Below are 11631 nucleotides of genomic sequence, written 5' to 3'. Positions count from 1 at the left end.
CCCCGGGAGGCAAACTACGAGGCCGTCCCCCGCGTCACCTACACGGACCCGCAAGCCGCCGCCGTCGGCGCCGTCGAGGGCCGCTTCAGCGCCACTGTCCCGCTCTCCGAGGTATCCAAGACAGCGACCTACACGCGCGCCTACGCCGAGAGCAACGGCTTCCTCACGCTCCTCAGCGACGGCGAACGGCTGACCGGCGCCTACGCGCTCGGCCCCGACGCCGGCGAGTGGCTGCAGCAGGCGACCCTGGCGATCCGGGCCCATGTCCCGCTCGAAGTCCTCAGGGACACGATCCAGCCCTTCCCGACATTCTCGGAAATCTACGTCCCCGCGCTCAAAGCCCTCCGCGGAGAGATCGCGGCCGCGTCCAGGCCGCTCGGCGCGGGACCCTCCGCGGCGGACTGAGAGGAGGCGATCCCATGAGCACCGCAGCAGCCGCCCCGGCGGCTTCACGCGAGCCGGATTTGTCGGGGCAAACCGTGGTGGTGATAGGCGGCAGCGCCGGCATCGGGCTGGAGACGGCCCGGCGTGCCCGGGCCGAGGGCGCCGGCGTCATCCTTGCCGGCCGTAATTCCGGCAGGCTCGAGCACGCGGCCAGCGAGCTCGGCGCGCTGGGCACCGCGGCGTTCGACGCCAACGACCCGGCTGCACTGGCCGAGTTCTTCGAGCAACTGCCGGACCCGGTGGACCACGTCATGGTCACAGCCGGGCGCCCCTATTACGCACGCCTTGCCGACATGGACTTCGAACAGGCACGCCGCGCCCTCGCTGCTTCCGCCATGCTCATGCTCGGCGTCGCCCGCTACGCCTCCGGCAAGGTCCGCCCAGGGGGCACGCTGTTGTTCATGAGCGGCACCGGGGGCCGCCGACCGGGACCGGGGCTCGGGATCATCTCGGCCGTCACGGCCGCGCTTCCCGCCCTGGCAGCCAACCTGGCGCTTGAGATCGCGCCGGTCCGGGTGAACGTGATCGCCGCAGGCTTCGTCGACACACCCCTGTCGGCGTCGCTCCTCGGCGCCGGGCTCGAGGAGCGCCGCAGCGAACTCCGCACCACGCTGCCGATCGGCCGCGTCGTCGGACCCGCCGACGTCGCCGCACTGGCCGTGCACATCATGACCAACACCGCCCTGACCGGGGCGACATACGACATCGACGGCGGCCAGCAGCTCCTCGGAGGACACTGACTCGGGCAAGTTCACTGCCCGCAGCGCTGACATCGGCGACCACGTAGATGCCCTCGGCAGACCGTGGAGCCGCAACGAGAGGGACGAAGAAAAAAATGACAACCATCAAACTGCACGCGAACACGAGTGCAACTCCCGAACAGTTCATCGCCAGCCTGACCGACTTCGGGCCGGGACGTGCAGAGCTATTCGGCAACAGTGCCGACAGGTACCTCCAGATTCACGACCGCGGGAAAACCCAGGCCGACGTGACCGAGGGCTCCCGTGGAGTGTGGGAGCGGCTGCACTACGACTGGTCGAATCCGACGCACGTCACACTGACCACTACCGATTCGAACGCGTGGGGCCGAAACTCCGGTCACACCTACGACCTCACCGTGAATCCGAACGGCAACACCACCGTGGACTACACCGTAGTCCGTGAGGGGAAGAACCTTCGCGGACGGCTCCTGGAAGTCGTTGTCAGAAGCGTCGGCAAGAGCGTCCTCGTGAAGGCGTTCGACAACACAGTGAAGGCGATCGAGGCCCGCGCCGAGTCGCAAAAGGAGGCCGGGTGAGCGGGCCGCCAGAACCAACCGCTGTCAACATAGCTGGACACCGACACAACCAGACAGATTCCCCCGTTCCCGCGCGGAGCAGCCCAACGTTCTCTGGTCCCAGCGCGCTGAAAACAATTGTCGGCTCCGCGCCCAGCCTCGCCCATTACCCGGCATAGCTAACCTCTGGAGGGCACTCCCCAGCCTGATCCGGCCCTGCCGCGACCATCCCCAGCGCTTCCTGGCGATCGGGGGCCCCGTGGGTGTCCGGAACTATCCTTGCCCCCTGGCAGTTCTGGTTAGGGAATTTCTGACAGCCTGGCCACGGCGGCAATACTCTCCGGGGTCGTTCGACAGCACCCGCCAACGAGCCGGGCACCGAGTTCACGCCAGACGGCAGCTCCTTCCGCAAGGCTTGCGGGTTGCCTACTACCGGGGACCGCAGTGCTGGCCCCCGATGCGGCCGGCCCCCACGTTTTGGTGACTGCATCGTAGCGTTCGCCCGAATTTGGATATGCAATTAGGGGCATATGGGTGGCTTTGCCCAGGGCGTCCAGGGCTGGGGAGACCAGCTCCAGCGGCACACAGTTCACGCCGATCGCCACCGCGAGCGGCTGCGTGCCGCAGAGCTTTGCGACCTGGGCCAGCGGCGTACCGTCGCTGATGTGCCCTCCGTCCCGTAGCGTGAAGGAGAGCCAGGCTTCGACGTCGAACTCATTCATGAGTGCCAAAAGGGCCTCGGCCTCCGGCAATGAAGGCAGCGTCTCACAGGCAAGAAGGTCCGCTCCGGCCTCCACCAGCGCCGCGATTCGGGGCCGGTGGAAGTCCAAGAACCCGTTTCGGCTGAGGGAATAGTCTCCCCGGTATTCCGATCCGTCCGCGAGGTACGCGCCGTAGGGCCCGACTGATCCTGCAACCAGCAGGGGGCCCGCATCCGGGTTTTCGGCCAGGTACTCGCGGCGTGCCTCGTCGGCCAGGCGCACACTCGCAGCCACCAGCTTGAGGGCCTCTTCTTCGCCGATGCCGCGCCGGGCAAACCCCAGGGGTGTGGCCTGATAGCTCGCTGTGATGGCGACTGCGGCTCCGGCGCGGAAATATTCGTGGTGCACGCTCTTGATGAGCTGCGGCTGTTCCAGAAGGACTTTAGCCGACCACAAAGGGTCGTCCAGATTGCAGCCGTGCGCTTCCAGTTCGGTGGCGAGTGCGCCGTCTACTGTCAGGTTTGCTCCGGTATCGAGCAGGCGGGAGAGCTTGGTGTTTCTGGGCATCGTTCAGGGCTCCTAGCGGTTCGGTTCGGTCGTGCCTGCCGGGCGGACGCGGTGCCTCATCGTCCGGCAGTGCAACGTAGCACAACGTGCAATGACAAGGGCGCCACGGTCCTGGGCATTCACATGACGGTCAGCAGCCACTCCAGCTACCGGCGCGTCCCGGCTCAGTCCCCCAAGCCGAGCGGAGGTGCCGAGTGAACATGACCGCCTCCCCCACATGTGCGTAATAAGCATTTTTCGATGCTTGTAATGATCATCACTCTATGCCACCATGGCATTCAGTCACCCTTTGTGAACCGATCAGGAAGAGGATTCCGTTGAAGATTGAAATGAAATCAGTACGCAAGCTGCGAGTGCATTGGCCCGTAGCTTCGGAAACTTTCTCGCGGCTCGCCAAGGGCGATGTTGAAGCATTCAGGGATGAAGCGGGCGTCGTGGCCCTGCTCCAGGCCGTGTCCGAATCCCCCGATTTAGGGGATTTTGGCAACTACAGACATGTCTTCGAATCCGGTTTGGGTTTCGAGGGATTCACCTGTACTGAAGGCGCTAACCCGACGTTGGGGCAGGTGGGCCAGCAGACGATTTCACCTACTTTTGTCTTCACGACGTATTTTGATGCGGCGCTCGATGATGCCGCGGTGGAACGCTTCCTGCAGCAAATCGTGGATATCCATCCCTGGGAGGTCCCTGTAATCGAACTGACAGGGCCAATCAGCGTCTCCAGCACTGCCCTTCCGGCAGTATTTGCGAGCGAGGCCGCATCATGATGGAAGCCACCGCGACCGGACTTTGGGACGATCTGCGGCCGCTGCTTGCCGGCAGGTCATTTACCGACCTGACGCATGCCTTCCACCCTGGCCAGCCGCATTTCCCGGCATTCCCCGACGAAATTAGGGAGCCCGTCTTCGATCTGGAGAAAGGCGACGGTTTCACCGCCCACCGCTATTCGATCATCGGCCAATGGGGAACACACGTTGATCCTCCCTCGCATTTCATCCGCGGGGGACGGACCCTGGACCAGATTCCTGTAGAGGACATGGTCCTTCCGCTGGTCATCCTCGACATCACCGAGAGGGTCGTCGCAAATGCGGACGCCACTCCCACGATGGAGGACGTTGAGGCATGGGAGAGACGCAATGGCGCCATCGCCCCCGGGGCCTTTGTGGCGTTGCGGACAGGGTGGAGCCGGCGTTGGCCCGACGCCGGCGCCATGGCCAACAGGGATGGCGAGGGTGTCAGCCACACGCCGGGCTGGTCGCAAGAAGTCCTTTCCTTCCTGGTTGAGGAGCGTTCGGTGACCGCCGTCGGGCATGAACAGACGGACACAGACCCGGGGCTGGCTACGTCCCGTCAGGATTTCAGTCTGGAGACCTATGTCCTGGCGCAGAACCGGTGGCAGATCGAGCTGATGGCGAACCTGGAAGGACTTCCGGAAGCGGGGGCGGCCCTCATTGCGAGCTGGCCCAAGCCCCTTGGAGGCAGCGGTTTTCCTGCCCGGGTCTTCGCCATCCACTAAGACGGGTCCGTTCAGTGACTAGAATCGGATCCATGTCTAAGACATCCAGCATGGGCCGGGGAATCATGGCTGTCCTGGCGGTCGGATCCCGCAACGCAGGAGGCCTGCCCGGCGGAACGGTCGCTGATATTGCAGCCGATCTGGGCAAGGACCGCAGCCAGGTTTCGCGCAGCCTGCGGGCAGCCCAGCAGGAGGGCTTTCTGGCACGCGGAGACCATCGGTCCTACACCCTGGACTGGTCGCTTCTGACAGACGCACAGCTGCTGACCGAGCAACGGCTGCAGACCGACGGTGTGACCGCTTTGGAAGGCTTGGCGGGTGAAACTGATGAGGGATGCTTCCTTGGGGTTCTGAGCGGAGACAGTACGGTCACCATCGGTGAGCGAGTTCCGGCAAGCAGCAACATGGTTGGTTCTTGGCTAGGCAGGCCCTACCCGGCCTTCTGCAGTGATGCCGGCCAGGCCCTGTTGTGGGAAGCGTCGGACGCAGAGGTCCGGAGCATTTTCTCCGATGTGGACTTCGTGCGTCATGGCCCCAATACACCCGTTGACGTCGAGGACTTCCTGTCTCGACTGCGTGCGGCGCGGGCACGGGGATACTCCATCGTCGATGAGGAAGCCGAGCCAGGACTGTATTCCCTGGCCGTTCCGATTCGGGACTTCAAGGGCGATGTGGTCGCAGCGTTGCAGGTCGTAGGCGCCAAGACACGACTGGAACCGCGGATGGAGCTCTGCGCCACGGCTCTCGTGTCCTGGGGAGAGTGGCTTGAGTCGACGCTGGGGCATGCCCTGCCGCAGGACCGGCTCTAGCTGGCAAGGCCCTTCCGGCCTGCGTCGTCCCGAGTGCGGGCCTCGCGGGTCCCCAGGCGTTCGGCTGCTGCTGTGAGGGCCTCTGCAATGTCATTGGTGCTGGATTGGATCTCGGCACGGCTGCCCAGGACACTGAGTGCGGCAAGAATGGAGCCTTCAGCACTGCGGACGGGAACGGCCAGTTCGTAGACTCCGTGCTCGAATTCTTCCTCCGCGACGATGAAGCCCCGGGCCCTGTCCCGGTCCATCAGTTCGGCGACTTCTTCTGGCGAATGGGCCGCTCCCGGGCCGCCTACGCCGATGAAGTTGACGTCTTTGAGGAGGGCTTGAACGGCGGGCTGTTGGTCGTCCCACAGCAGGGCCCGGCCGGACCCGGTACACCATACGGGCGTCACCATGCCGGGCTTCACGAAGCTGCCGGGAACCGCGTCATTGCTGGAGGCCCGCAGAAGAATAACGCGGAAGCCTTCGCGGACGGAAACTCTGGATCTAAGGCCGAAAGCGGCCACCAAAGCCTCAAGTTCGGTTCTTGATTCCCGGACCCAGCCGGAATTCAAAGACGCCGCCAGGCTGAAAAATCGGGGGCCGGTTCGGAATGGGCCGCGTTCGACACGTTCCAGCAGTCCCAGCTCACATAATTCCTGTGTCAGCCGGGAGACACGGCTTTGTTCCATATCCAGCTCGGATGCGAGCTGAGAAACACCGAGAAGCCGTCTGCCTCTCTTCTCCCGGTCTGCGACCAGCCGGACTATTCGAAGTCCTTGGGCCATTGACGACGCTTCCGAGGAAGAATCCACGCTCGATGCTCCTTCCGCCCGATAACTACGCCTATTCTCACATGCCTTCATTGTTGATCAGGACGCGGTTTCCTTGCGCCCACACAGTGTAGAGGTCCGCGAGTATTGCTGCATTCGCTGCTTCCAGTTCGGCGGGAGCGATTTCTGCGCCTCCTTGCCGCCCGAAGAGCACGACTTCGTCTCCAGGACAGACTTCCGCGACGTCGGTGACGTCGACAACCATGGAATTCATCGAAACGATATCCACGATGGCGGCGCGACGGCCGCGGACAAGCACGCTGCCTTCTCTGGCCAGTGCCCTCCGGTAGCCATCTCCGTAACCCGCCGTCACTGATGCCAGCCTCGAGTCCCGGTCCAAGGTGTGGGTTAGCCCGTAGCCGACCTTGGTGCCTGCCTCATAGCTGTTAATCGACGCGATCCGGGCTTTGAAGGCCAGACACCGTTGGAAGTGCCCTGCGGTCCGGTCCGAATCGCCGTAGAGGGCTGCCCCGGCACGGACCATGTCCAGCCAGGAGCCGCGTACATGCAGGGCGGCGTAGGAATTGGCGCAGTGGAGCAGCACTTCTTCCCGGGGAGTTCCGGTCAGTTGGAGCAGCGTCAACGCCTGGCTTTGGAAACGCAGAAGGGCCGCCTCGATATGGCCGTTGTCGTCCTCGGGAAAATGCGTCATGATCCCCGCCAGTCGAAGTCCAGGGTGGCTCACGATCCCCACCGCGGATGCCCGGCCAAGGCTGGATGAGACATCGAGGCTGTGCCTGCTGATCCCGGAAGAGTTGATATCGAGATGGATGCGGACCACTTTCCCGGCCTCTGCAGCGATCTTGTGTATTTCCCACGCGCTCCGCGGGTCGGAAACAAGCTCTTCGATGTCGTGACGCAGGCCGGCCTTGATCTCCTGCGGCGCCGCGGCGCGGACACGCAGGATCCGGCCCCCAAAACCGCAGCGGCGTGCGATGGCCGCCTCCTCGTTACTTCCCACTCCCACGAATGGAACACCGAGACGAACGAGGGAAGGGAGTAAAAGGTCAGCTCCATGTCCGTACGCATGGGACTTGACCACGGCGCACAGGAGCGCCCGGTCATCGATCATGGAAAGCAGGTTCCGGACGTTTGACTCGAATGCGGCGGCGTCAATCTCCAGCCAGCTGCCGGCGTTCTGGCCCGGACTGCGCATGTGGTGCATCGGGCGTTGTTGTGAATTCATGTGTTATCCGTTGGACAGCCTGGGAGCCGGGGACGTGGGTCCCCGGCTCCCAGGCCAAGTAGACGTTGGCTGATGATGGCGTTAGGACAGCCGACGCGTACGCGCCTTGCGCCCGTATTTGAAGTAGAAGAAGGCGTAGCAGGCACCAACAAAAGAGATTCCGAAATATAGGGCGGCTACCTGGTTCGGGTCAAAGGCGATGCCGATGAGGGAAATGACACAGAGCGAGAAGGCCAGGATCGGCACCAGCGGGAACAGGGGGGCCTTGTAGGGAAGGGCTGCGACATCGCCGCCGTTCTTGACGAAGGCCCTGCGGTGGAAAAAGTGCGAGGCGGTGATGGACATCCAGACCCCGACGACGGCGAAACCTGCCACCGAAACGAGCACCAGGTACACCGTTTCGGGGGCAACGACGCTGCTGATCAGTGATGCCAGGCCACCGAGCATGCTGACGGAGAGCGCGATCATGGGGATTCCGCGTCGGGTCAGCTTCTTCAGGGCCCGGGGGGCGTGCCCCTCGTCGGCCAGGGAGTAAAGCATCCGTGCGCAGGAGAAGAGACCGCTGTTTCCGGCCGAGAGGAGGGCGGTAATGATGACGAAGTTCATGATGTCGGCAGCAAAAGGAATGCCGATGGATGAGAAAACCGTCACGAACGGGCTTTCATCCAGTCCGACCTGCTCGAACGGGATCGTAGCGGCGATGACAGCGATTGCCCCGACGAAGAAGACCAGCAGCCGGACGACGGTGCTGCGCATCGCCTTGGGGATGCTCGTGGCGGGGTCAGCTGTTTCGCCCGCTGCCACGCCGATGAGTTCAGAGCCGGAGAAGGCGTAGAACACTGCAAGGGCGGTGACGAGGACACCGGTGAAGCCGTTGGGGAAGAGGCCGCCGGAGGTGTTGAAGTTCTCAAACATGTTGGGGTGGTTGGCCCCCTCGCTGAGCGGGTGGACGCCGAACAGCGCCGCGCCGCCGAGAACGATGAGGGCCACGATGGCGCCGACCTTGACGATGGCAAACCAGAACTCGGATTCGCCGAAGAACTTCGAAGAAACTGCGTTGAAGCCGAAGAGGAGCGAGGCAAAGATGACGCACCAGACCCAGACGTCAACACCCGGAAACCAGCGTTGCATCAGGAGACCGGAGGCCGTGAACTCCGATCCGATGGCCACTGCCCAGCAGAGCCAGTAGAGCCAGGCCGTGGCGAAACCGGTGGCCGGCCCGATCGACCTCGCCGCGTAGATATGGAAGGCGCCCGAGACTGGGTAAGCGATGGCAAGTTCGCCGAGGCAGGCCATCACCAGGTACACAACAAAGGCTCCGATGAGATAGGCGATGACCGCCCCGAGTGGCCCGGCCTGGGAAATGGTGTAGCCCGAGCTCAGGAAAAGCCCGGAGCCGATCACCCCGCCCATGGCGATCATGACCAGATGCCGTGCCCCCATGGACCGCCGGAGCCCGGAATCGGTCGACGGGGGAATCGTGGGCTGCGGTTTTAGCTGGACGGGTGATGAGGGTTCCATGGTTTCTCCCAGGTGAGTGGACAGTTCTGATGCGAAGCGTGCGCACATTGCCCCGGCTTGTGGGACGGGCCGCCTCGAGCTGTGCATAGCGATAGTGATAGTGATGAAAGTAACACGAAAACGGCATATTGGTCAGTAAAAACATTTAAGCATGTCTATGTTGCACGTTGGTTACTTGAGATGCCGATGTCGAATCGGCAGTCAGATGGTCAATTTGCCCTGCTTTTCGGTCACAATCACATGCACTGACGGACATGGGATGCGGCCAGCATTGAAGGACCGATGTAACCGATTGAAGGAGCACCATGACCACCTACGACATTGCACTGATCGGCTTCGGCGGCGTCAACAGGACGCTGGCCGAACTGATCGCAACCCGCGGCGAGACACTTCGTTCCGAGCTGGGCTTCGGCCTGCGGGTCGTGGCCATCACCGACCTTCGCCTTGGATCCCTGGTCCAGCCCGAGGGCATCGACCTCTCCATCGCCCTCAGACTGGACGGCGGCAGCGAAACCTTCGCCGCGTACGGCGGATCCGCGGACACCAACAACGAATCAGTTATCCGCAACTGCACCGCCGACATCATCTGCGAGGCCACCTTCACGAATCCCCAAGACGGCGAGCCGGCAGTTTCACACGTGCGCTGGGCACTCGAATCCGGAAAGAGCGTCTGCACCACGAACAAGGGCCCCGTTGCCCTCCGCGGCGCCGAGCTGACCTCCCTGGCCGAACAGAACGGCGTGCACTTCGAGTTCGAGGGCGCCGTCATGAGCGGCACCCCCGTCATCCGCCTGGCCAGGAAGATGTTCGCTGGACTGAAGCTAAACGGCTTCGAAGGCATCCTCAACGGCACCAGCAACTATGTGCTCGGGCGGATGGAAGCCGGCCTGGACTTCGAAGCAGCCATCAGCGAGGCGCAGGACCTCGGCTACGCCGAGGCGAACCCCGCAGCCGACATCGAAGGTCACGACGTTCAGCTCAAAGTCCTCATCCTCGCCAACGAACTGCTCGACGCCGGCATGGAACTCAAGGACGTCCAGCGCCAGGGAATTTCGACCCTGACGCCGGAGAACATCCAGAAGGCAGCCCGCGAGGGCCGCCGCTGGAAGCTCGTCGGCGCAGCACGTCGGAACCTGGACGGGTCCGTGACAGCAGGCGTATCCCCCGTAGCGCTCCCCTTCCACCACGGGCTCGCCGGGGTTTCCGGCGCCACCAATGCCGTGTCATTCGACACCGACCTTCTGGGCCAAGTCACCGTCTCAGGACCGGGAGCCGGCCGGGTGGAGACCGCCTACGCGCTGCTCTCTGACATCATCGCCATGCACGCAGCCAGGACCGGAGCAGCCGCACATGTCTGAATCCACACTATGTTCGGCGGAAACGGCTTTGCCGCAGTTCCGTGACGTGACGAGCCCCTATGACGGCAGCGTGGTCGGCGCGGTTTCGCTGACCGAAGCCACCGCCGGCAATGCCGTGATCGAAATGGCCCGCGTCGGTGCCCGGAAGGCACGGGCGCTGTCCCGCAACGCCCGCGGGAAGATACTGGACGGCGCCGCAACAGAGATCGAGCAGCGCAGCGAGGAGTTCGCTCAAACGATTGTGTCCGAAGCCGGGAAAACAATCCGCCAGGCACGGAAGGAAGTACTGCGCGCGGTCAACACGCTCCGCCTCTCCGCCGCCGAAGCACGCCGGAACGCGGGCGAACTCATCCCCTTTGACTCGTATGAGGGCTCAGAGGACCGCACCGGATGGTACTCGCGCGAACCACTGGGCATCATTGCCGCGATCACTCCCTTCAACGACCCCCTCAACCTGGTGGCACACAAGATCGGCCCGGCAATCGCCGGAGGAAACGCCGTGATCCTCAAGCCTTCTGCACTTACTCCCCTGTCGGCCCAGCTGCTCACGGACGCCCTGGTAAGCTCCGGGCTGCCGCCGGAGGCCCTCACGATCGTGCATGGCGACCGGGAGGTGGCTGAAACAATCATCAGGTCCCGGGAGGTGCGAATGGTGTCCTTCACCGGGGGGTTCTCCACGGGTGAGAGTATCGCCCGCACCGCAGGCCTGAAGAAGCTGTCCATGGATCTTGGCGGAAACGCGCCCGTGATCGTCCTGGAGGATGCCCACATCGAGGAGGCAGTGGAATCCTGCGTCTCCGGAGCGTTTTGGGCCGCCGGCCAGAACTGTGTGGGGGTGCAGCGGATCCTCGTGGCCGCCCCGGTGTACGGCGCGTTCCGCCAGCGCTTCCTGGAGGCAACCGCGCGGTTGGTTGCCGGCGATCCATCCGATGAACGGACGGATATCGGGCCCATGATCAGCTCGGCTGCCTTGCAGGAGCTCCAGACCAAGCTGGACGAGGCCCTCGACGCCGGCGCTGTCCTGCTCTCAGGCAATGTCAAGGACGGCAATGTGCTTCACCCGACCGTTCTGGAAGCGGTCCCGGCCGATGGCCGGCTGTGGAAGGAGGAGGTCTTCGGGCCCGTGGTCATGTTCCGAAAATTCACTACCTTCGAAGAAGCCATCGAAGTCGCCAACGCCATCGAGTTCAGTCTTCATGCGGGCATCTTCACCGACTCCCTGGCCAAGGCAATGGACGCGGCCCAACAGCTCGAAGCAGGCGGCGTCATGATCAACGATTCCTCTGACTACCGGTTCGACGGCATGCCGTTCGGCGGGGCCAAATACGGAAGCATGGGACGGGAGGGCGTCCACTTCGCGTACGAGGAGATGACCCAGCCAAAGGTCGTCTGCATCAAGAACTGATCGAACCGGAGGGACGCGACCGGGCCCGGCGCC

The 11631-nt window shown here is 63.6% G+C and carries 11 protein-coding genes and 1 pseudogene; 8 read left to right on the top strand and 4 right to left on the bottom strand.

The window, feature by feature from the left end; genetic code table 11:
• The 3 genes and pseudogenes from ACFVTM_RS09665 to ACFVTM_RS09655 form a co-directional block, all read left to right on the top strand.
• Positions 1-405: pseudogene (locus ACFVTM_RS09665) on the top strand (NAD(P)/FAD-dependent oxidoreductase); the annotation flags it as partial.
• 14 nt (positions 406-419) lie between these two features.
• Entirely contained in the window at positions 420-1184 is a 765-nt protein-coding gene (locus ACFVTM_RS09660) for an SDR family oxidoreductase (RefSeq protein ID WP_390203212.1), read from the top strand.
• Between the two features lie 95 nt (positions 1185-1279).
• The gene (locus ACFVTM_RS09655) at positions 1280-1741 is read left to right on the top strand and encodes a hypothetical protein (RefSeq protein ID WP_390203211.1); all 462 of its coding nucleotides are present in this window, start codon (positions 1280-1282) and stop codon (positions 1739-1741) included.
• Positions 1742-2019: 278 nt separating this feature from the next.
• Here ACFVTM_RS09655 and mmuM read toward each other — a convergent pair whose 3' ends face one another.
• Positions 2020-2988 carry a homocysteine S-methyltransferase gene (gene mmuM, locus ACFVTM_RS09650; RefSeq protein ID WP_390203210.1) on the bottom strand — a complete coding sequence of 323 codons (969 nt, stop codon included), beginning with the start codon at positions 2986-2988 and terminating at the stop codon, positions 2020-2022.
• A 317-nt stretch (positions 2989-3305) separates the two neighbouring features.
• On the opposite strand from mmuM, the gene ACFVTM_RS09645 reads away from it, so the two are divergent.
• The 3 genes from ACFVTM_RS09645 to ACFVTM_RS09635 are packed head-to-tail and all read left to right on the top strand — an operon-like array spanning position 3306 to position 5313.
• Complete coding sequence (locus ACFVTM_RS09645; RefSeq protein ID WP_390203209.1) at positions 3306-3755, top strand: hypothetical protein; 450 nt, start codon at positions 3306-3308, stop codon at positions 3753-3755.
• Complete coding sequence (locus ACFVTM_RS09640) at positions 3752-4504, top strand: cyclase family protein (protein WP_390203208.1); 753 nt, start codon at positions 3752-3754, stop codon at positions 4502-4504. Before ACFVTM_RS09645 ends, ACFVTM_RS09640 begins: the two co-directional genes overlap by 4 nt.
• Before the next feature lie 32 nt (positions 4505-4536).
• The gene (locus ACFVTM_RS09635; protein WP_390203207.1) at positions 4537-5313 is read left to right on the top strand and encodes an IclR family transcriptional regulator; all 777 of its coding nucleotides are present in this window, start codon (positions 4537-4539) and stop codon (positions 5311-5313) included.
• On the opposite strand, the gene ACFVTM_RS09630 is transcribed toward ACFVTM_RS09635, so the two are convergent.
• The 3 genes from ACFVTM_RS09630 to ACFVTM_RS09620 all read right to left on the bottom strand — a co-directional run bounded on the left by ACFVTM_RS09630 (position 5310) and on the right by ACFVTM_RS09620 (position 8835).
• Positions 5310-6110, bottom strand: coding sequence for an IclR family transcriptional regulator (locus ACFVTM_RS09630; protein WP_390203205.1), 801 nt, complete (start codon positions 6108-6110; stop codon positions 5310-5312). The two genes, ACFVTM_RS09635 and ACFVTM_RS09630, sit on opposite strands and share 4 nt — an antisense overlap.
• A 37-nt stretch (positions 6111-6147) precedes the next feature.
• A complete protein-coding gene (alr, locus tag ACFVTM_RS09625; RefSeq protein WP_390203204.1) occupies positions 6148-7314 on the bottom strand; it encodes an alanine racemase in 1167 nt (388 codons plus the stop codon).
• Between the two features lie 81 nt (positions 7315-7395).
• Complete coding sequence (locus tag ACFVTM_RS09620) at positions 7396-8835, bottom strand: amino acid permease (RefSeq protein ID WP_390203203.1); 1440 nt, start codon at positions 8833-8835, stop codon at positions 7396-7398.
• A 305-nt stretch (positions 8836-9140) separates the two neighbouring features.
• Between ACFVTM_RS09620 and ACFVTM_RS09615 the strand changes: the two genes are divergently transcribed.
• Together ACFVTM_RS09615 and ACFVTM_RS09610 are read left to right on the top strand one after the other, a co-directional pair.
• Entirely contained in the window at positions 9141-10193 is a 1053-nt protein-coding gene (locus tag ACFVTM_RS09615) for a homoserine dehydrogenase (RefSeq protein WP_390203202.1), read from the top strand.
• Positions 10186-11598: an aldehyde dehydrogenase family protein gene (locus ACFVTM_RS09610; protein WP_390203201.1), complete on the top strand. Its 1413-nt coding sequence runs from the start codon at positions 10186-10188 to the stop codon at positions 11596-11598. The genes ACFVTM_RS09615 and ACFVTM_RS09610 overlap by 8 nt, the downstream gene beginning before the upstream one ends.
• The last annotated feature ends 33 nt before the right edge of the window (positions 11599-11631 follow it).

Origin of the sequence: Arthrobacter sp. NPDC058130, assembly GCF_042884475.1 — a bacterium.
Taxonomy (GTDB): Bacteria; Actinomycetota; Actinomycetes; order Actinomycetales; family Micrococcaceae; genus Arthrobacter.
Note: the sequence above shows the minus strand (reverse complement) of the source record. Positions and strands in the feature narration are given on the sequence as shown.

Excerpts from the sequence above, each read along its gene's own strand:
- ACFVTM_RS09660 (WP_390203212.1), top strand. The coding sequence starts at position 420 with ATGAGCACCGCAGCAGCCGCCCCGGCGGCTTCACGCGAGCCGGATTTG.
- ACFVTM_RS09640 (WP_390203208.1), top strand. The coding sequence starts at position 3,752 with ATGATGGAAGCCACCGCGACCGGACTTTGGGACGATCTGCGGCCGCTG.
- ACFVTM_RS09635 (WP_390203207.1), top strand. The coding sequence starts at position 4,537 with ATGTCTAAGACATCCAGCATGGGCCGGGGAATCATGGCTGTCCTGGCG.
- mmuM (WP_390203210.1), bottom strand. The coding sequence starts at position 2,988 with ATGCCCAGAAACACCAAGCTCTCCCGCCTGCTCGATACCGGAGCAAAC.
- ACFVTM_RS09620 (WP_390203203.1), bottom strand. The coding sequence starts at position 8,835 with ATGGAACCCTCATCACCCGTCCAGCTAAAACCGCAGCCCACGATTCCC.
- alr (WP_390203204.1), bottom strand. The coding sequence starts at position 7,314 with ATGAATTCACAACAACGCCCGATGCACCACATGCGCAGTCCGGGCCAG.
- ACFVTM_RS09610 (WP_390203201.1), top strand. The coding sequence starts at position 10,186 with ATGTCTGAATCCACACTATGTTCGGCGGAAACGGCTTTGCCGCAGTTC.
- ACFVTM_RS09615 (WP_390203202.1), top strand. The coding sequence starts at position 9,141 with ATGACCACCTACGACATTGCACTGATCGGCTTCGGCGGCGTCAACAGG.
- ACFVTM_RS09655 (WP_390203211.1), top strand. The coding sequence starts at position 1,280 with ATGACAACCATCAAACTGCACGCGAACACGAGTGCAACTCCCGAACAG.